General features: G+C 47.7%; 18 protein-coding genes. 3 read left to right on the forward strand and 15 right to left on the reverse strand.

Features of this window, described 5'->3' with window-relative positions:
- Nucleotides 1–9 precede the first annotated feature (9 nt).
- Nucleotides 10–810: a VOC family protein gene (locus C7R92_RS24345; protein ID WP_106835947.1), complete on the forward strand. Its 801-nt coding sequence runs from the start codon at nucleotides 10–12 to the stop codon at nucleotides 808–810.
- Nucleotides 811–872: 62 nt separating this feature from the next.
- On the opposite strand, the gene C7R92_RS24350 is transcribed toward C7R92_RS24345, so the two are convergent.
- From C7R92_RS24350 to C7R92_RS24365, 4 genes are read right to left on the reverse strand one after another with little or no spacing between them, the layout of a single operon-like run.
- Entirely contained in the window at nucleotides 873–1,991 is a 1,119-nt protein-coding gene (locus C7R92_RS24350) for a YheC/YheD family endospore coat-associated protein (RefSeq protein WP_106835948.1), read from the reverse strand.
- A 59-nt stretch (nucleotides 1,992–2,050) separates the two neighbouring features.
- Nucleotides 2,051–2,959, reverse strand: coding sequence for an RluA family pseudouridine synthase (locus C7R92_RS24355; RefSeq protein WP_106835949.1), 909 nt, complete (start codon nucleotides 2,957–2,959; stop codon nucleotides 2,051–2,053).
- A gap of 33 nt (nucleotides 2,960–2,992) precedes the next feature.
- Nucleotides 2,993–3,340, reverse strand: a complete 348-nt coding sequence (locus tag C7R92_RS24360; RefSeq protein ID WP_106835950.1) for a thioredoxin family protein — start codon at nucleotides 3,338–3,340, stop codon at nucleotides 2,993–2,995.
- Between the two features lie 57 nt (nucleotides 3,341–3,397).
- On the reverse strand, nucleotides 3,398–4,285 hold the full coding sequence (locus C7R92_RS24365; RefSeq protein WP_106835951.1) for a LysR family transcriptional regulator: 888 nt from the start codon (nucleotides 4,283–4,285) through the stop codon (nucleotides 3,398–3,400).
- Between the two features lie 115 nt (nucleotides 4,286–4,400).
- Here C7R92_RS24365 and leuC point away from each other — a divergent pair, with 115 nt between their 5' ends.
- Together leuC and leuD are read left to right on the forward strand one after the other, a co-directional pair.
- Entirely contained in the window at nucleotides 4,401–5,831 is a 1,431-nt protein-coding gene (gene leuC, locus C7R92_RS24370; protein WP_069845286.1) for a 3-isopropylmalate dehydratase large subunit, read from the forward strand.
- Nucleotides 5,828–6,412, forward strand: a complete 585-nt coding sequence (gene leuD / locus C7R92_RS24375; RefSeq protein WP_106835952.1) for a 3-isopropylmalate dehydratase small subunit — start codon at nucleotides 5,828–5,830, stop codon at nucleotides 6,410–6,412. Before leuC ends, leuD begins: the two co-directional genes overlap by 4 nt.
- Nucleotides 6,413–6,489: 77 nt before the next feature.
- Here leuD and C7R92_RS24380 read toward each other — a convergent pair whose 3' ends face one another.
- From C7R92_RS24380 to C7R92_RS24430, 11 genes are all read right to left on the reverse strand, one after another.
- Nucleotides 6,490–6,996 carry a GNAT family N-acetyltransferase gene (locus tag C7R92_RS24380; protein ID WP_069845287.1) on the reverse strand — a complete coding sequence of 169 codons (507 nt, stop codon included), beginning with the start codon at nucleotides 6,994–6,996 and terminating at the stop codon, nucleotides 6,490–6,492.
- A gap of 119 nt (nucleotides 6,997–7,115) precedes the next feature.
- The gene (locus C7R92_RS24385; RefSeq protein WP_106835953.1) at nucleotides 7,116–8,774 is read right to left on the reverse strand and encodes an AMP-binding protein; all 1,659 of its coding nucleotides are present in this window, start codon (nucleotides 8,772–8,774) and stop codon (nucleotides 7,116–7,118) included.
- A 79-nt stretch (nucleotides 8,775–8,853) separates the two neighbouring features.
- Nucleotides 8,854–9,651 (reverse strand): phosphotransferase, encoded by a 798-nt coding sequence (locus tag C7R92_RS24390; RefSeq protein ID WP_106835954.1) that lies wholly within the window; start codon nucleotides 9,649–9,651, stop codon nucleotides 8,854–8,856.
- A 64-nt stretch (nucleotides 9,652–9,715) separates the two neighbouring features.
- On the reverse strand, nucleotides 9,716–10,192 hold the full coding sequence (locus C7R92_RS24395) for a hypothetical protein (RefSeq protein ID WP_017248169.1): 477 nt from the start codon (nucleotides 10,190–10,192) through the stop codon (nucleotides 9,716–9,718).
- Between the two features lie 92 nt (nucleotides 10,193–10,284).
- Complete coding sequence (locus tag C7R92_RS24400) at nucleotides 10,285–10,776, reverse strand: YajQ family cyclic di-GMP-binding protein (protein ID WP_106835955.1); 492 nt, start codon at nucleotides 10,774–10,776, stop codon at nucleotides 10,285–10,287.
- A 20-nt stretch (nucleotides 10,777–10,796) separates the two neighbouring features.
- Nucleotides 10,797–11,585: an SDR family oxidoreductase gene (locus tag C7R92_RS24405; protein WP_106835956.1), complete on the reverse strand. Its 789-nt coding sequence runs from the start codon at nucleotides 11,583–11,585 to the stop codon at nucleotides 10,797–10,799.
- Nucleotides 11,586–11,709: 124 nt separating this feature from the next.
- On the reverse strand, nucleotides 11,710–14,805 hold the full coding sequence (locus C7R92_RS24410; protein ID WP_106835957.1) for an efflux RND transporter permease subunit: 3,096 nt from the start codon (nucleotides 14,803–14,805) through the stop codon (nucleotides 11,710–11,712).
- 4 nt (nucleotides 14,806–14,809) lie between these two features.
- On the reverse strand, nucleotides 14,810–16,033 hold the full coding sequence (locus tag C7R92_RS24415; protein ID WP_069845293.1) for an efflux RND transporter periplasmic adaptor subunit: 1,224 nt from the start codon (nucleotides 16,031–16,033) through the stop codon (nucleotides 14,810–14,812).
- Between the two features lie 247 nt (nucleotides 16,034–16,280).
- Nucleotides 16,281–18,140: an oligoendopeptidase F gene (pepF, locus tag C7R92_RS24420; protein WP_106835958.1), complete on the reverse strand. Its 1,860-nt coding sequence runs from the start codon at nucleotides 18,138–18,140 to the stop codon at nucleotides 16,281–16,283.
- A 97-nt stretch (nucleotides 18,141–18,237) separates the two neighbouring features.
- The gene (locus tag C7R92_RS24425) at nucleotides 18,238–19,524 is read right to left on the reverse strand and encodes a UDP-glucose dehydrogenase family protein (protein ID WP_106835959.1); all 1,287 of its coding nucleotides are present in this window, start codon (nucleotides 19,522–19,524) and stop codon (nucleotides 18,238–18,240) included.
- Between the two features lie 12 nt (nucleotides 19,525–19,536).
- Nucleotides 19,537–20,610, reverse strand: a complete 1,074-nt coding sequence (locus C7R92_RS24430) for a glycosyltransferase (protein ID WP_017248162.1) — start codon at nucleotides 20,608–20,610, stop codon at nucleotides 19,537–19,539.

The raw sequence follows: 20,610 nt of genomic DNA on the forward strand, positions 1-20,610 counted from the left end.
TGATGCCAGGTGATCACGCATTTTTCTAAATTAACCTTAAAAACTGTGTCCATCCAAGGGGTACACCAGGTTTACGCAGACCGTCTCGGCTTTCCGATTTCATCTCAATCAGACAAACAGATTACGTTTCAAGTCACACCCGATTTTCGTTTAACCTTTGAAGAAGTGTATGAACCGATCTCCCCCGCCCATATTGCTTTTCAAGTGCCTTATTCCCTATTTCATGAATCAGCGAAAAAGATCAAAGAATCTGGTCTTTTGCTTGTTCGATGGGAGGATGGGCATGACATTGATCAAGAAAAAGGACGGATGAACCTGTATTTCCGGGATGGAGACGGGAATCTTCTTGAGATTATTGCCCACGAGTATGTGTCAGAAGAGGTCGTCCTGCCATCCACTCCCCTACACATTCTATATTTACGAGAAGTGGGCTGTCCTGTGGAAAGTGTGCCTGTTTTTACGCAATGGCTAAAATCGAATATAAGCATGAAAACCTATGAGGATGGCGAAATTTTCAACTTTGTCATCGGGGGTACAGCACATATTGTAGCCACATGGAAAAATAGACCTTGGATTCCCATCGCCATGAAAGCGTTACCACCAAAAATGCACGTCACTTTTGGAACACCTGACCAAGCGTTTCTGCAAAAAGTGCGGAGACGCTTTGAAAAAAGTAATGTCCTCTTCCATTCGGATGCTCATGAGCTTACGTTCGTCCGGGAAGGATACTCGTTTTCTGTTATCCATACACCCGATTACGCCCCCGACATCCCTAGTAAATTGCAATTACCGCTTTCTATCTCCACCTAACAAATACAGCGGCAGACGAGGACTTCAGACGTTGTCCTGACTGCCGCTGTTCTCCTTCCACACTATCCTCTGGCGACCTTTCTCTTCAAAAGTGGCTCGCGACCTTCGCGTCCTTGTGTTTTTGCAAGGTAGATGGCGTATTCAAGCGGGCGAGTAATGGCATTCTTGTACTGCCCCGTTTCCCCCATCTCCCGGAAAATTTCCCGAGCTGGTTTGGGATTCACTTCGATCAGCCAAGCACGACCATCTACATCGATGCCAATATCCAGTCCAAATTCAACCATCCGTCCAAAATGATCCTCGAGTGTTTCCGCTGTTTGAAAAGCGAGCTGTTCGCAATCATGTACGATCTGTGCAGTGCGCTCCTCCCCAAACTTCGGTCGGAGAAATACCGAAACAGGGATAGCTTTTCCCCCGCCATGCAGATTAGAGGTGGCACTGCGTTCTGGACCCACGCGAATTCCATGACCTGTAATGCTCCATTCACCCTGCCCATTCTTTTGAATCAATAGGCGCATGTCTACTGCACGCGAAGGAACCAGTTGCAAACGAAGTCCTTGCTGAACGATGTATTTCTCCTGTCTCGTCCATCGATCTACCCATCTCTGGGCAGCGGCTTTGTCTCTTACTACTGTGGATACTTTCGCCCTTTGCTTGTTCCGTCCGAGCAGTCGAAGTTCATCGCCACGCTTTTCAATGGACAAGATGTTTCGTCCTCCTGTTCCATTGAGTGGCTTTACGTAGAGCAATGGATGCTTGCCTAGCATGTTGACTAGGCTTTGTCGGTTGTAGAGGTGTGTCTCCGGAAGCCAGCGATGCATTCTGGGGTCCCGATGCAGCACCTCATGTACACGCCATTTGTTTGCCAAGCGATTGTTTGCGTACAAAAAATTACTCGTCCGCCGAAAGGCCACATAGTTCTTAAACGCTTGTGACGGTGTATAGCGGTATCGGTCGAAAACAGCGTCTGGACGGTCAAATATCCTTGCTTGCCAACCGCCATTACTCCCCGGGACATACCCTCTCACCTGCTTCCCGGCCCCAAGCACATCGTTTGGTGAAAACAAGAAAACGGTACAGCCTAGTTCTTGTCCAGCCTTGAGTAGTCGACGAAAATAGGTTGGCTCTGCAAAGCGTTTGCCTTCCCGCCAAGTCAAGATGCCGATTATGGGTCGTTTCAAAAGACCACCCTCTCTCGTTTCCTCCTTGGCAGTTTATTCAGTCCGTAGTCAAATGGCGATTATCTCAGCTTCTTTTCCAAGTGAAACAGATCGAGTGGCAACGGAGCCGTGACTTCGATGACTTCTCCCCCGAATGGATGCACAAATTTGAGCACTGCTGCGTGCAGCGCTTGTCGCTTAATGAGTTCGCGCTTGCCACCATACAGTTCATCCCCTAAAAGCGGGTGCCCAATATGATTGAAGTGAACGCGAATTTGATGGGTTCTCCCTGTCTCCAATTGACATTCTACTTTCGTAGCTGTTTGAAAGCGTTCCTTCACCTGATAATGGGTAATCGCTGGATCGCCGTGAGGTGTAACCCTTCTGCGCGTCCCATGATTCCGGTCTTTTCCAATGGGCTCATTGATTTTCCCGCGCTCTTTGGACATTTGTCCCGAAACATACGCGACATAGGTACGCTTGATTGTGCGCTCACGCAGCATTTCATCTAATAGTGCAGAGGCCCACGCATGCTTCGCGTACAGAACGACGCCTGACGTATCCTGATCCAGCCGATGGACATGGCGAACTTTTGCTTCCAAACCTGTACGGAAAAAGTGCCCCGACACGAGATGATCCAACGTCACATGATGATATCGTTCGGTTGGATGTAACAGAAGGCCAACTTGCTTATTCACGATGAGCAAATGATCATCCTCGTACAAGATCTCGGGAACTTCACTAGCCGGATCAAGCCCCAATGGCTCAGGCTTGCACATCCGCAGGCGAATTTCCTGACCTGCTTTTCCTGCAACATGCTGAGCAACAGGTGCGCCATCCAGTAGGATTTCTTTGTGTTGGAATAAAAGATGGACCTGCTTGCGAGGCAGCTTCCACTCTTCGCGCAGCAGGTTCCCAATCGGGATAGCATCGTCTTTGTCTCGTAAATGAGCAACGAGCCATTCCCCTTCTTTTTTCATGAATAACATTTCTGTCTATCTCCCTGTTCTATGTTGATGCAATTACGATTGCTCGAGTCCTTTACTGACTTGAATAGCACGGTCCAGGAAATGCTCGATCTCCTCACGACTTTTTCCGAGCTTGCTAACAAAGCGAACCAGTTCTTTTCCATTATGGAACGCAATAAAGCTCGGAATTCCGAAGATATCGTACTTTTGGGACAAGTCCGGAAGAGTGTCACGGTTGACTTCAATCATGTCCAGCTGTTCTTTGTATTTTTCTTCCACGGCAGGCATAAATGGATCAATGCGATGGCAATCTGGGCACCAATCCGTGAAGAATTTGACGATGACTGGCTTGGTTGCTGCGATTACTTGCTCGAACTCAGCTTCTGTCTTAATTTCTCTCATGTTATCTTCCTCCCAGAATGATTTGGAAATAGTGTACCACAGGCACGGGAAATCACTCTATATTTTTCCACCCTGCTCGATGAGACATTGCACAAACGCTTCAGCCGGGCGTGACAATGGTTTGTCCTTTCGATACGCCACGACGAGTGTGCGAGAAGGTTTTGATTTTATCCGCACATAAGTAGGTGGTTCAATTGTTCCAGGTGCGAGCGTAATCATTTTCGGCGCAAACGACAACCCCATACCTGCTGCAACAAGTGACTGAGCTGTCTGGATGTTCGAGCTCTCAAACACGATTCGCGGTCGGAATCCCGCCTGCTCACAGAGCCGGAGCGAAATCGTGCGGAAGCCTTGTCCTTCTTTTAACAGGATAAAAGGCTGATCAGCTACCTCTGCGAGATCGACTTCTTTTCGTTTCGCGAGCGGATGATTGGCCGGTACCGCTAAAAAGATTTCTTCATTGATCGCGGGGATGATTTCCAGAGACGGATCACTGATGGGCATCGTTAGTAGGCTTACATCAATTTTCCCCCGCACAAGTAGCTGCTCCAAATGACTCGACGTTTCCTCCATCAATTGCAGCTCGACACCGGGAAATTGCTTTGTAAACGTAGGCAACACCCTTGGCAGTACGTACGCCCCTGTAATCGGTAGACTTCCTACTAGCAATTTGCCGCTTTCTCCTATGGCATAAGCTCGCATTTCCCTCTCTAGGCCCTCTGACATGTCGACGAGCGTTTGCGCCACCTGTATGAAGCGCTGGCCCGCATCAGTCAGTTCTACATGCTGCGGCAAGCGATGGAACAAGCTGACACCGAGTATTTTCTCCAGCTTCGCAATTTGCTGGCTCAACGAAGGTTGGGCCAAATGTAATCGATTGGCTGCCCGAGAAAAACTGCGTTCTTCCGCAACAGCGAGTACATAACGAATTTGTCGTAACTCCATATAGACCTCCCGATAGGCAAAAACTATCCTTCTTATAATTATTATATCTTTGAACTATTCTCTTTGCCATGTTACAACCTTGTTAAGAGTTTTTTGATCGAAGGAGGAAAACATGATGACAGCCCGTACGATGTTTGAAAAGATTTGGGACAATCACGTTATTCACGAAGAGGCAGGCAAGCCGAGCCTTTTGTATATCGACCTGCACCTGGTTCACGAGGTGACTTCGCCGCAAGCTTTTGAAGGACTCCGCTTGGCTGGCCGCAAAGTCCGCCGTCCAGAGCTTACCTTCGCAACCATGGACCACAACGTACCGACTGCTGACCGTTTCAATGTCAAAGACCCTATTTCTCGTCAACAAATGGAAACCTTGACGGCGAACTGTGAGGAATTCGGGATTACACTCGCGGATCTGAACAGCCCAGATCAAGGGATCGTCCACGTCATTGGTCCTGAGCTCGGGCTCACGCATCCAGGCAAAACAATCGTCTGCGGTGACAGCCACACCTCCACTCACGGAGCATTCGGTGCCCTCGCCTTCGGTATTGGTACCAGTGAAGTGGAGCATGTACTCGCAACGCAATGCTTGCAGCAATCCAAACCAAAAACGATGGAAGTACGCGTAAATGGCGACCTGCCATTCGGTGTCAGTGCAAAAGATTTAATTTTGGCGATTATCGCAAAATACGGAACTGATTTTGCAACTGGTTACGTCGTAGAATACACAGGCGCTGCGATCCGCAACCTAACCATGGAAGAACGCATGACTGTGTGCAACATGACGATTGAGGGTGGCGCTCGTGCTGGCTTAATCGCTCCTGACCAGACTACTTTTAACTACTTGAAAGGCAAGCGCTACGTTCCACAAGGGGAAGACTTCCTTTCAGCTGTCGAGGCTTGGAAAGAGCTATGCACGGACGAAGGCGCTGCGTTTGATGCCTGTGTAGAAATCGAGGCAGCCGAGATCGCACCGCAAGTTACCTGGGGAACGAGCCCTGGTATGGGTACGAACATTACAAACACCGTTCCAAACCCTGAGTCATTCGAGACAGTCGCACAGCGCAAAGCGGCACAAGATGCTTTGGCGTACATGGACCTTGCACCTGGCACTCCTATGAGCGAAATCAAAATCGATCGCGTGTTTATCGGCTCCTGTACAAACGGTCGGATCGAGGACTTGCGCAAAGCAGCCGAGGTGGCAAAAGGACGCAAGGTCTCCCCTTCCGTACACGCGATGGTCGTTCCTGGCTCTCAGGCAGTTAAACAGCTCGCTGAGCAAGAAGGCTTGCACCTCATTTTCCAAGAAGCTGGCTTTGACTGGCGCGAATCTGGTTGTTCCATGTGTCTGGCCATGAATCCAGATATCCTTTCCGAGGGTGAGCGTTGTGCTTCTACCTCTAACCGGAACTTCGAAGGACGTCAAGGACGCGGCGGGAGAACGCATCTGGTTAGCCCGGAAATGGCAGCAGCAGCAGCTATCGCAGGCCACTTCGTCGACGTACGTGAATGGAAAAGCGAGAACGCTAGCAAGGAGGTATTCCAATGAATCCATTTGTCATCCACTCCGGAGTGGTAGCCCCACTCGATCGTGTAAACGTAGATACCGACGCAATTATCCCTAAGCAGTTCTTGAAGCGCATTGAGCGTAGCGGTTTTGGTCAATTCCTGTTCTACGAATGGCGCTTTACTGTCGATGGTGCGCCAATCGATACGTTCATTCTGAATACGCCTGCGTACAAGGAGTCTACGGTCCTTCTTGCCCGCAACAATTTTGGCTGCGGCTCCTCTCGTGAGCATGCCCCATGGGCTCTCCTTGATTATGGCTTCCGCTGTGTGATTGCTCCATCCTTTGCGGACATTTTTTACAACAACTGCTTCAAAAACGGCATCCTGCCGATCAAGTTAAGTGAAGAGCAAGTCGATGAGCTGTTCAATCGCGCTCAAAACAAGCCGAACTACCAGCTGACTATCGATCTGCAAGAACAAGTCGTTCGTGACAGTGAAGGTCTCTCCTATCCATTCGAGGTAGACTCCTATCGTCGTTACTGCCTGCTGAATGGTCTCGACGATATTGGAATCACGTTGCAGTATGAAGATAAGATCACTGCATACGAAGCAAGTCGTTAATTTACCATCCATAGCGTAGCGCATAGAAAAAGCGAAGGCATCCACTATTGTGTCCCTTCGCTTTTTCTATGCTTGTCCTATAGATGAATATACATGTGGTTCTCATCAAAGTATTGATCGCCGATTTTCAGTGCCCGCTTCTCTAAACCGTATGGGAGAAAACCCATTTTTTCATAGAGATGAATGGCACCCGGATTGGTCGTGACGACAGCGAGCTGTACCGTATCAATATCTCCCCGCTTCTTCAAATACGCGAGCTCAGTCTGCATGAGTGCTTGCGCGACACCCTTCCCCCGATACGCTTCACGCACGTACATGGAGACGATAGATGCTTTGTGTCTTGCTTTCATCCCTCGGTGGCGGAAAAAACCAATGATGCCAGCCAGATGTCCTTCCACAAAAGCTCCAAAATAGCCGCTATCCCCCGCCTCTCCTTGCGAAAGTCTTCTCAGCCACTCTTCCCCAGGCATTTGAATTTCCTCTTCATAGGTAGAGCCGAATGCATCTGGATCAGTTTGCAGCCCTTCCAGTCTAATTTTAATTAGCTCATCTGCATCATCTGGTGCCAAAAAGCGAACTTCCATTCTAAGCTGCACCTCTCCTATTTTTAATTTCCACTTATCTTAGTCAAGAGTTGCTAGAAAGTAAAGAACTATCTAAAAAAAATAGACCAGGAGCATCTCCCTGGCCTATGAACCTCTTCCTATGCAGTTCCAGACTGAATGGCGTTACTTTGCCCAAACAGCTCCAGTGCTTGCTCCCGCAGCTTGAACTTTTGAATTTTACCGGAAGCGGTCATCGGATATTCATCTACAAACTGTATGTAGCGAGGGATTTTGTAATGAGCGATCTTCCCTTCGCAATAGTCCCGTACCTCATCCTCCGTCAACGTTTCGTGAGGCTTTACCCGAATGCACGCCAATACCTGCTCGCCGTATTTAGCATCAGGTACACCTACAATCTGGACATCCAGCACTTTTGGATGTGTATAGAGGAATTCTTCCACTTCACGAGGATAAATATTTTCCCCTCCGCGAATGATCATGTCTTTAAGCCTGCCAGTAATTCGATAGTAGCCTTCTTCATCGACCGTTGCCAAGTCTCCGGTATGTAACCAGCCTTCGTGATCGATCGCTTTCACTGTCTCCTCTGGCATGTTGTAATAGCCTTTCATGACCAAATATCCTCGGGTGCACAGCTCGCCTTGTACACCTGGCGGCAAAATGTCATCTGTCGCCGGATCGATGATTTTTGCTTCTACCTCTGCATGCAGTCGACCGACAGTGGATACTTTTCGCTCGAGGGAATCCTCTGGCACGGTCTGTGTGATGACGGGAGAAGCTTCGGTTTGTCCGTACGCAATCGTAATGTCACGGATTCCCATTTGATCGACGACCTTCTTCATAACCTCAATCGGGCATAAAGAACCAGCCATGATGCCTGTTCGCAGCGAACTCAGGTCACGCTCGGCAAAAGTCGAATGGTTCAGCTCGGCAATAAACATGGTGGGTACACCGTACAGTGCTGTGCAGCGTTCAGCCTCTACAACCGCAAGTACCACACCGGGATCAAAGGCGATGACAGGAACCATCGTCGCACCAGTTACTACACATGCCAAGGTCCCCATCACACAGCCAAAGCAGTGGAAAAACGGAACAGGAATGCACACCTTATCCTCTGACCCGAGCCGCTGACATTCCGCTACCTTGACGGCATTGTTGACGATATTGACATGTGACAGCATGACTCCCTTTGGAAAACCAGTCGTCCCAGATGTGTACTGCATATTGATGACATCATCAGGGGAGAGCGTCGCCTGACGCGCGATCCGCTCTTCTTCCCTGACCAATACAGCACGTTCGAGTAAATCACTCCACAAAAACATTCCGGGTTGTCGCTCATTCCCTAGATAGATCACATTTTTTAAATGCGGAAGCCTTTTAGATTGTAGCGCTCCTGGATCACATGTCTGTAACTCTGGGCAAATCTCTTGAATCATGGCGAGATAATTCGCATCGCGATAAGAATCCATTAAGAGAAGTGTCGTCGACTCGGATTGACGCAGCAAATATTCCAGTTCATGTACCCGGTAGCTCGTATTGACCGTTACCAGTACACCGCCCATTTTCGCCGTAGCAAACTGGGAAATCACCCATTCTGGCACATTGGTTGCCCAAATCGCGATATTGTCCCCTTTTTGAATGCCAAGAGACATAAATCCCCGCGCTGCCTGATTGCATATCGCTTGAAATTCCCCAAACGTATAACGGAGCCCTCGTTCGTGATAAACCAGCGCTTCCTTTTCCTGATATTTACTGGTTGTGTCGTCTAACATATTGCCGATTGTGGTCATATGAATCATACAAGCACCCCCAAAACATTCAGACTATTCTGTATGATTCTTCTTTTACGCCACAATCCCTTCTTTTTCCATTATCGTCCTATACCCATTCGTTCTTGTGTTCTTTGATAAAGGCAATGTCCTCTTGATAGTGAAGAATATGACCTTCTTCCACCATCTTTTGAAAAGCAGCATCGCCTTCACTGGCTTTTCTGGCAATGGTTTTGCATAGTCCTTCTAAGCGAAGCAAGACCATTTCTAGCGTACCTTCCTTCATTTCCATCCCGTACGATTCAAAAAACATGGCCACTCGCTGTTTTCGCTGATTGGCATGCAGCAGTGATTGATAATGGATTTTTTCTCCGGATTCCGTTAAAGAAAATCTACTCAAAGGCACGCAGGTATAGAGCGTATAGGCGATATCCCAAAGTCTTGGACCCGGAGCCGCTAAATCAAAATCGATAATGCCAATCGGTACTTCTTGATGGAAAATGATATTGTACATAGCAAAGTCGTTATGACAGATGATCTCACACGGGCCAGGAGTGTGATCCAACGAATGCCACTGATCATCGAAAGGAAAATCACTCACAGAATCATGATAAAGCCGAAGCATTTTCGCAATTTCTTGTAACGCTTCGTTTGCATGCATATATTCCTTCCAAGGATAATGACCTACCTCTCCTTCAATAAAGGACAGGATTTCTCTCCCCTTTTCATCCATGCCTAAAAATTTCGGCGCATTCGGATAGCCTTTTCTTTCCAAGTGCTTCAATAAATCATGGATGTTCTTGCTTCCTGGCTTTACTTCCCTTCTAACTGTATGGCCAGAACGGTAAACGTTCGTGACGTTTCCGCCCGCTAATAATTCTTCTTTCGACGATGACGATTTTGACATTGCATGAACGCTCCTTTCTTTTGACGAAAAAAGAAAGCGTCCCTGTTGTGGAACGCCATCTACTTTACTGCACAACGATTTTTTTCGTAACCTCTACCTTGTATGGCAGGTGGTTGCTGTAGTTGAGCTCTACCCGAATTTCATGCTCTCCCTTGGGCAACTTTTTCAGTAAAAATTCTGGTTGATAAATCATCCCTTTTGGCTCGCCATTCAGGTATAAATGTGCGTGCCCCTCACCAAAGACTGGTGCCTCTGCCAATTCTCCATTGTCCTGAACAAACGTGAAGTTCTCTGTAAGCAAGGATACTTCTGCCGTCGTCCCATCCATCTTGACCTCCATATTCAGCGCTGGCTTTTCTGACCCTGCTGGCTGGTTCATGGGTGCCGTCGCTGTAACAGAAGTAGTTGGATCTGACGGTCGATAAGAGTCAGAGACGCTCAGAGGATCTTTGACCAAAAGTACGATTCCCGCCACTAGTACTACAAGAAAAACGATTCCGCCCAAAATGAGATTGCGCATACTGATAATAAAGACCTTCATGTCTCTACTCTCCCTTTCGCAAGTGCTTGTCACTTATTTGTACATGCATATGCGAGAGTGAAGAGAGTTAGAAGCAAAAACTTTTCTAGTAGTTAACGATAGTTAATAAATTGTACTTCCAATGGCAGATCAGCCTTGCGAATCGCGTTGATGATTTGCTGTAATTCATCTTTGCTTTTTCCCGTCACGCGAATCTGATCGTCTTGAATCTGTGTTTTTACTTTGACCCCTGTATCTTTAATGATGCTGTTGATCTTTTTCGCATTGTCTTTGTCGATCCCCTGCACTAGCTTAACACGCTGACGGACAGTACCACCCGCTGCCGGTTCAATTTTGCCGTAGTCGAGGTTTTTGATCGGGACATCCCGTTTGACAAGCTTCCCAAGTAAAATGTCTTTTACCTGACTGAGCTTGAAGTCGTCATCGGAGACGAGAACAAGCTCTTCCTTTTCCAAGTAGATGCTACTCTTGCTCCCTTTGAAGTCAAAGCGATTTTCTATTTCTTTTAATGCGGTCTGAATCGCATTGTTCACTTCGGACAACTCTACTTTGGACACGATATCAAATGAGCTCTCTTTACTCAAAGAAATTCTCCTCTCTTTTATTAGATCGCACGGATCAAGCCACCATCGACGAGGAAGGATTGACCTGTCACGTAGCTGTTTGCTGGCGAAGCCAAGAACGTCACCATGCGAGCAAACTCGTCAGGCTGACCGTATCTGCCCAATGGGATTTGCTTCTCCCAATTTTCTCTTACTTCATCTGCACTAATGCTCTTCGCCTCTGCGGTAAGCCCATCCAATTGTGCCACACGATCCGTCGCAATTCTGCCAGGCCCGATGGTATTAATCAGAATCCCATCTGGTCCGAGTTCTGAGGAAAGCGTCTTGGATAGGCCCAATACCCCTGTACGAAACGTATTGGACAAGAGCAAATTCTCAATCGGCTGTTTAAAGGACGAAGACGCGAAGTTGATGATTCTTCCAAATTGGTTCGCTCGCATATGCGGCAAAACAGCACGAATGGCCCGTACATAGCTGAGCAAATTTAGCTGGAAGGCTTGCATCCACTGTTCGTCGGTGAGCTGATCGAATCTGCCTGTCGCTGGCCCGCCTGAATTGTTGATTAAAATATCGACGCTGCCAAAATGCTTGACCGTTGCTTCGACAACTCGCTTTATGTCTTCTTCCTTTGTCACATCCACAGTTACGGCTAGAGGTGATTTTCCAGTAGCCTGTTCGATCTCAGCACGAACGATTTCCAGAGCAGCTTCATCTCTACCGCATATCGTGACATTCGCTCCTTCTTGGGCGAGGCACTGCGCTGTTGCCTTCCCCAATCCTTTTGATGAGGCGAGTACTAGAGCCGTTTTTCCTTGCAAATATAGATCCATGTGCATGCTCCTTTCATGGTTCACTCTTGTATGTATCTTGATCTCTTTATTCTACAGAACTTTCAGACGAAGGAAAAGCAAAAGAGAAGGGGTACAGCACATACTCCCCTTCTCTTGCTAATCGCTATACCTCTGTCGGAGGTACGTTCTTATCTTTATTTTGTTTTGCTTCTCGTTTTGCTTCGCGCTTCGCCTGGCGAGCCTCTTTGCGCTCCAGTCTTCTTGCCTTCGCCCCCTCAAACAGGGAGTACAGAACTGGAACGAGCACCAGTGTCACGATTGTGTGGAAAATCAAGCCGGAGATAACGGCTGTTGCGAGTGGAGCTTCCAAATCAGAGCCTTCCGCCATTGCAAGACCCATCGGTAGCATCCCGAGAATCGCCGTCAACTTCGTCATGATAACGGGACGAATACGTTCTTTGGTTCCTTGGATGATCGCCTCTGCGGTTTCCATTCCACGTTTACGCAGCAGGTTGATCCTGTCGATCAAGAGGATCGCATTGGATACGACGATACCGACAAGCATGATAATCCCGATCATCGCCATTTCACCGAATGTCCGCTGCGTAAGGACGAATCCAAGCACAACACCGACCAAGGCCATTGGAATCGTCAGCATGATGATAAACGGTTGGGACATCCGCCCGAACTGGGCAACCATAATGACGTAAATCAGAGCCAGAACCCCCAAGAATACGAAGATCCCCTGGTTTATATTCGTGCTTTGCTCTTTTAGCTTACCGGCAATTTCCACCTTATATCCTGCTGGTACAATCACGTTTGGCAATTTCTCATTAATCTCACGGCCTACTGGGCCTAAATCACTTCCCAGCATCTCGGCAGAAACCGTCACGATACGTTCGCCTTCTTTACGCTCAATCGTGATCGGAGACTTACTGTACTCCATATCCACCAGGTCTGCCAAAGGCACTGCTGCCCCGTCTTTCGATGTCACCATAATCGTTTTGAGCTGATCCGGGTGCTTCAGCCAGTTATCCGGCATCTTGGCAACGATGTTTACTTCGATTCCATCTTGTGTGATGGACGTAATTGGTTGGCTGCCAATTAACACGCTCAGTTGTTGCAAAAGGGAACGGTGATCTACATTCAGTCTGGTAAGCGCTTCTTGTTTTGGCAGCAACGTAACTTTTTCTTTTCCTTCTTTAAAATCGTTGCGAATGTTGGTGAGCCCGTTGATCGTGCCAAGCATCACTTCCAGATCGGTTGCGATCTTCCGCATGACTTCCATGTCATCCCCGTAAACATCCAGTTGGATCGGGCCGCTTCCCCCTTGTTGTCCGAAAGACATGGAGACAGAATCGATTCCTGGGGTCGCATTCAGGCGCTTGTTAATATCCTCATTCAAAGCGTCCTTTTCACGTGTTCTCTCCGTCTTCGGAATTAAGGAAATGAACAATGTTGCTTCTTCCTTGGAAGTGAAGAAGAATACATCCTTGATTTCCGGGATCTCCCGCATAGATGTTTCCGCGGTGATGGCTGCTTTTTGGGCTGTTTCCAACGTAGTACCGATTGGCATTTTCATAGTGACAAAGACGATATTTTCATTTGGGTTAATTCCTTGACCCATTTTCATAAAAGGTGTGAGGAAAGCAGAACCAACCAGCAATGCTACTGCGAGTAAAATTGTTTTCATTCGATGTCTAATCGCTACATGTAAAATACCGCTGAATACACGAATGATAAAGTGTTCCTTGCCTTCTCCTTCTAGTGAAACGTGCTTATCCTTCTGCAAGAAGCGATTGGAAAACACGGGAACGAAGAAGAAAGCAGCGATCGTCGATGCAATAATGGCAGCGGATACCGTAAAGGCGATTGTGGCTAAAACCGGTTTCAGCCAATCTTCAAAATCAGCAAAGACAAGTGGCAAAAAGACGATGATGATCGTGAGCTGCGAGGTGAACACAGGTGTCAAAACTTCTCTCGTTCCTTTAATAATTGCCTGCTTCAGCTCTTCGCCCTTTTCCCGGTAGTGATAGATACTTTCCAATACGACGATGGCGGCATCGACGATCAAGCCGACTGACAAGCTAAGTGACAGCAAGCTGATCATATCGATGTTGTAGCCTGCGAGTTTCATCGCGATGAACGTCATCAACGCAGAGAGCGGCAGCGTCGTAGCGATAACGAGTGTGACCCTCCAGTTGCGAAGGAAGACGAACAAGATGATGATCGCAAGCGCCCCACCAATCATGACATCCCGGCTGAGGTTGCTCACGGCATGCTCGACAAAGGAAGCTCCTTCGAACATGACTTTGATGTTGTATTTTCCGTTTGCTTCTGTGTTAATTTTGCGAACGACTTCTTCTACATTCTTTTGTGTCGTGATCAAGTCATAACCGTCTGCCCGCGTCACGCTGAGTTGAATAAACACAGAACCGTTTGTCAGGGCGACGAAGTCTTTTACTTTTCCACGCAAATCTTCAATTTGTGCCAGTTGATTCAGAGAAACGGTTCCTCTCGGTGTATCAATTGGCAAAGCCTCTATTTCCTGTGGAGTCTGATAAGTATTGTCAATCATGACAACCGTATCAAATCCCGTGTTCTCCAGTGTACCAATCCCTTGCTTCCAGTTTGTATCCTGAAGCTGTGAAATGATAGCCGCTGGCGTTGTTTGATAGGCATTCAATCGCTGTGGCAAAAAGGAAATGGTAATTTTATTCTCGAAGCTTTTCTCTTCTACGATTACTTCCTTGACGCCCTCGACTTCTTCAATGCGATCCTTGATTGAGGTTTTTGCCAAACTCAGCATGGTCTTTGGCTCTGCTCCCACGATGGCAAAATCAATCATTTGATCGCTACCCATATTGCTCTGGAAGATATCTACAGAGTCAACGGCTTTCGGAAAACCGTTTCGGAGACGGTTAACGGCATTTTGTACATCTTGCTTAACCTGCTCGCCTTTGCCTTCATTTGCAGAAACATTGATTCTGACAAAACCTGCACTTGTTGAAGAAGAGTATTTTTTAATATCATTAATCGATTTTAGTTCTTGCTCTACTTTCTTCGTTACTTTTTCTTCCATCTCTTCTGGTGGCAGTGCACCACCGGAAATTCTTACGTTAATATCAGGGAAGTTCGTCTTTGGAACGAGTTCGATATTAAAGCTGAATAAAGACCCCATGCCTGCAATGACGAGCAAAAATGTAAACAAGTAGACGATTAGCTGTCTTTTCAGCAAAAAGAGAATCATCTTGTTCATGCAACTATTCTCCCTTCGCCTCTACTTTTTGCCCTTCGACGTAGAATGTAATTCCACTGCGCAAGAGCTGGTCGCCTTCTTTCACTCCAGATACGATTTCGATGGAGTCTCCGACCAATTGACCGGTCTTCACTGGTTTTTTTACTGTCAGTCCATTCTCTACTGCCATCACGTAATGGTCGGTTTGACTCACGCCGACACTTTCCAGCGGCACGAGGAAGCCATTCACTTGGCGCGGCACCTCAATTGTTGCGGCCATTCCTCCACGCCAGTAACCATCTGCATTCGGAATCGTGATCTCGACGCGGTACTTCCCTGTATCCTTGTTCACAACTGGAGAGATAAATGCAATGGTTCCTTCACTTTTCTTACCATCGTCCGCCAAAGCCTGCACCTTTGTTTTCTCACGGAATTGGCCGATCAATTCATTGGAGACATCCAGGGTTACTTTAACTTCAGACAAGTCGACAATACGAATAATTTCTTGACTTGGAGAAGCCTGCTCTCCGATTTGCAGCTTTACATCCACGACTGTTCCTGCGAATGGCGCCTGAATTTTCGCATCATCCAAGCTCTTCTTCGCACGGTCTACACCGCCGGCAGCGGCTTTAATCGATGCATTGGCGACCATGACATCTTCTGGTTCCGCTCCTTTTTGCAGCTCATTCAGAGACAGCTGAGCGTCACGCAGGGTAATCTCTGCTTGCGTAACAGCCCGTTTACTTGCATTTATTTCGTTTTGCGAAATGGCTCCGCCAGCAAACAGCTTCTCACTTGTTGCGAGGTCCTGCTTTGCTTTATCCAAACTGTCTTGCGCACTTTTTACCTGCAAACGCTTCTGCTCAAGTGCTTCTGCTGTCGCGCCCTTTAACGTCTTGATTTTCCGCGCTGCTGCTTCCTCTACTTGCCCCTGTGCTGCTGCAATTTCTTTTTGGGTGTAACGCGTATCCAATGTGGCCAATAACTGACCTTGCGCGATTTTTGCTCCTTTGGTCGCGGAGATCGCTGAGATCGTTCCGCCTGTACCAAACGACAGTACCGCTTCCCGCTTAGCTTCCACCATCCCTGTGACCGCGAGCATCACTGGCTTTGTTGCTTTTTGTACCTTTACAACCTCTACTACCTTCGCCTTTGCCTCTGTCTGCTGCGGTGCCTCTGGTGCTGGTGCTGAACAACCTGCTGCGACCAACATTACCGAAGCCAGAATAATCGATGCCCGTTTTTTCACAAGAATTCCTCCAAATTTTCACAATCATTCCTCATGGCGTAATTGTGCCAGTTTTTACCTCTGCTGCAAAACAGTCAGCGGGTGGAAATTCATATCCGCCCCGAGACGGAGACCAGCACCTCCCAGCGCATAAATAAATACGCAAGAAAACTGGGAAAGTTACCTTTTATTGGACGATTTTATAGAAAAATTTACAAAAAAAGCAGCCAAGTCATAGACTTGAACTGCCTTTTGGATTTGATCCATGTTATTGTTCGATCAGTTGTTCCAGTTCTTCGAGCAATTCCTTGAATACACTTAATGCTTCTGCAATCGGTGTTGGCGACGTCATGTCTACGCCTGCGCCCTTAAGCAGATTGAGCGGATAATCTGAGCTACCGCCCTTGAGGAACTGCAAATAACGATCCACGGCTGGCTGGCCTTCCTCCAATATCTGCTTGGAAAGAGACGTCGCGGCAGAGAAGCCAGTCGCGTACTTATACACATAGAAGCCTCGATAGAAATGAGGAATCCGCGCCCATTCCAAATCTACCTCGCTGTCTACGACCATATCCGGGCCGTGATAGGCAACATTGAGCTCACGATAAATGGTACTGAGAGATTCCGCTGTCAGCGGCTCTCCCTGCTCTTCTTTTGCGTGCACAATTTTCTCAAACTCAGCAAACATGGTTTGACGGAATACCGTTCCACGGAACTGCTCCAGGTAATGATTAATCAAGTACATGCGCTGTTTCTTGTCAGTCGTCGTCTCGAGCAAATGATTCATCAGAAGTGCTTCGTTCAATGTGGAAGCCACTTCTGCTACGAAAATCTTGTAATCGGCATACGTGTAAGGCTGTGCGTGATTGGAATAGTAGCTATGCAAGGCATGCCCCATCTCATGCGCCAACGTAAACATGTTGTTGACATTGTCATGGTAGTTCATGAGCACAAATGGATGTGACGTAAAGGCGCCCCATGAATAGGCTCCGCTTGTCTTCCCTTCGTTTTCATGCACATCAATCCAACCGTTGGAAAAACCTTCTTCCAAAATGCGGCCGTACTCCTCACCCAGAGGATGAAGGGCTTCTTTAATCGTTGAGACAGCCTGATCATACGGGATTTTCATGTCCGTCTCAGGTACGATTGGCACGTACAAATCGTACATGTGCAATTCATCTACGCCCAATAATTTTTTGCGCAAAGCAATGTATCTGTGCATGAGCGGAAGATGCTCATGGATCGTTGCAATCAGGTTATCGTAAACAGGGAGCTCCACATTATCGGCAAACAAGGCTGCGTACAGGGCAGACGGATATTTTCTCGTCCGTGCGTAGAAAACATCCCCTTTGATGGCAGATGTCAACGAAGCTGCGATTGTATTGCGGAACTTGCCATACGTGCTGTACAACGCCTCGAATGCTTCTTTGCGCACGCGTCGATCTTTGCTTTCCATGAACTGCGTATAGCGTCCCTTGGTCAGCTCGACTTCTTCGCCATTTTCATCCGTGATCATCGGAAATTTCATGTCAGCGTTGTTGAGCATCCCAAAAATTTTGGAAGGAGAAGACACAAGTTCGCTCATATTTGCCAGCAATGCTTCTTCCTCGGCAGACAGCGTATGTGGCTTGAAGCGAGTTATCTCTTCCAACAAAATGCGGTAGTGCTCAAGACCTTCTACTTCTTTGATCCACGTTTGCAAGTCTTCCGTGGAAATCGCCAAAATCTCTGGCTGTATGTACGAAATGGAACCATATACTTGCGTGCTGAGGCTGGTCGCCCTGTCAGTCAGCCCTTGATACTTGCTGTTCGCATTGTCTTCGTCTCGACGCATACGTGCATAGACGTACACTTGATCAAGCGTCTTCAATAATTCATCTTGCAGAGTCAACACGGCCAGCAACTGTTTTCCGGAAGTAGCTAGAGAGCCTTTCATTGCTGCGATTTTTTCTGTGAGCTGTTTTACTTTTTGTACGTCCGCTTCCCAATCATTATCAGTGGGATACATGTCCTCAAGACGCCATTTGTATTCAGCGGGGACGTCACTGCGTTTCGGCAGTGTTTTGCTTTTATTCACCGTGATCACTCCCTCGTTATTCATGTAAGATGAAATGGTCAAATCATCCATATGTGTATCCTATCGCATTATGCCTACAGGTTCAAATCAATCAGGCGCTTTCACGTTTTCCACAGAAAAAAAGCCGAGCTTTCCCGTGATGGAAAAGTCAGCTTCTCCCTACTCCAATATAGTGAAAGCCTGCTTCCTTTACCTCCTGGTTCGGCCAGGCATTTCGTCCGTCTACCAAGAGCGGCTGCACCATGCTTTGATGAACCTGTTTCCAATCTAGTTGGACACACTGTTCCCATTCTGTGACCAATAGAGCGGCGTGTGCTCCCTCGCATGCTTCTGCCGCGGATTGCGTGTACGTGATCTGTGGAAACTGCTTGCTGACACCAGGTGCTCCAATCGGATCGAACGCCTTCACGGAAGCGCCTTTTTGCAGAAGTGATTCTATCAATTTGAGCGAAGGCGCTTCGCGGATGTCATCCGTATCCGGTTTAAACGTCAACCCCAAAACGGCAATTTGTTTGCCTTTCAGATCAGGGAGTTGCAAGCATAACTGCTCCAAAAACCAGCCAGGTTGTGTAGCATTTACCTCTCGCACTTTATCCAAAATGCTTAAGTGAATATTGTGCTCTGCTGCGAGCTGCAATAACGCAATCGTATCCTTCGGAAAACAGGAACCGCCATAGCCTACTCCTGCCCGTAAAAATTGCGGACCGATTCGGCTGTCCAGTCCCATTCCTCGCGCGATCGTCACAATATCCGTCCCGAGCGCGGTACTCAACCGTGCTAGCTCATTCATGAAGGAGATTCGGGTTGCCAAAAATGCATTCGAAGCGTATTTGATCAGCTCCGCGTTTGCTCTGGTGGTGATTACTCGCGGTGCCTTCACGCCATTGTACAGCTCCTCCATGCGAGCCGCTGCCTGAGGACTATCTACACCAATGACGATTCGCGAAGGCTCCAATGCGTCCAATAATGCACTCCCTTCCCGTAAAAACTCCGGGTTGGATGCAACAGATACACCTTGACAGCCAGCCAGCATCCCCGCTACTTTTTCGCCAGTTCCGACTGGTACGGTACTCTTGATTACCACGATGCGTTCTTGCGGCGCGAGCGAATGGACCTTTTCCATGTCAGAAACAGCTCCAAGTAAATACGTTAAATCGGCTGTGCCGTCTGCTGCTTCAGGTGTCCCCACACAAATGAAAAAAATCTCTGCGTCCTTCGCCTCTGTCAGATCCGTATAAAAAGCTAGCGCGCCATCATCCAATACTTTTTTCAATGCCTCTTCTAAGCCTGGCTCGTAAATCGGCGAGATCCCTTGCCGCAATTTTTCTACTTTGGACGCAACGAGGTCAATACCGATCACCTGATGACCGTTTATGGCAAGGGAGACAGCAGTCGTCAAACCTACGTAGCCGGTCCCAATAACTGCAACTTTCATTCCTTCACCTCATCATTTTTTCGACACACGTAAATAGAGCTCTTCTAGCCTCATCCGTTGCTTATGGATATCGTGGTTTTTTTCTACTTTCAGTCGAGCCTCCGTCGTGACCTGTGCCCACTCGTGACTATCTGTTAGTACACGATTTATCATTTTCCCGAGTGCAGTCGGTGATTTCTCCGGAACCAGATATCCGGTCACTTTGTTTTCGACCAGCTCCGGAATCCCCGCGTGATAGGTGGAAATGACAGGGCGTCCGCTAGCCATCGCTTCCATGATGACATTAGGAATCCCCTCTTGGTTGCCATTTCTCGCTGTCTTACATGCGATGATGAACAAATGGCACTTAGCCAGTTCACGCTGGACTTCACGATGTGGCAGAGCTCCTTTGAGTACGACTTGTGTGCCTAACCTGTTTTTCTTGATCAGTCGTTTGAGCTTCTTTTTTTCTTCTCCATCGCCGACGATGATTAGCTTCGCCTTGGGATGTTTTTTTTGCACGTGGGTAAACGCCTTGATTAACGTATCCATACCCTTTTTTTCAGTCAGTCTCCCTACGCTTAGCAATCGGTACTCCCCATTTTCCACAGGCTGTGGCGGCAGCATGGGAAATTTGCGTAAATCAATTCCTGAGCGGATAAGGGTAATTTTGGATGGGGGACAGCCCAGATGAATCAATCTCTTTCTCATGTGATTGCTCACGACTGTAAACGCATGGCCCTTTCGAAAGAGACGCGTGAGGGACCTTCTGTACAATGGATTTTCTTTGACGCGCTTGGTGGCATCAAAACCGTGAAAGGAAGTGATCAGAGGGAGCTTGCTTTTTTGTGCATGAGGAAGTAATTCTAATCCAGCAGGACCAAAACGGGCATGCAGGCACTTAAATTTTTTTCGTCGCAGCCAAGTGGAGAGGCCGGCCATATGCTTGCGCACATAGACCGGCGAATAAGGAAATTGTTTTCGGTTAAAGGCTCGCTGTCGGGTTAACACCACGGGTTTGACCACTTGATGTCCAAGCAATTGCTCGTAAATGAACGTTTCACTCTTGGGAAGAAACTTTCTGCGATAAACGAGGACCCGATGCAT

Source organism: Brevibacillus porteri, assembly GCF_003013475.1.
GTDB classification, from domain to species: Bacteria; Bacillota; Bacilli; order Brevibacillales; family Brevibacillaceae; genus Brevibacillus; species Brevibacillus porteri.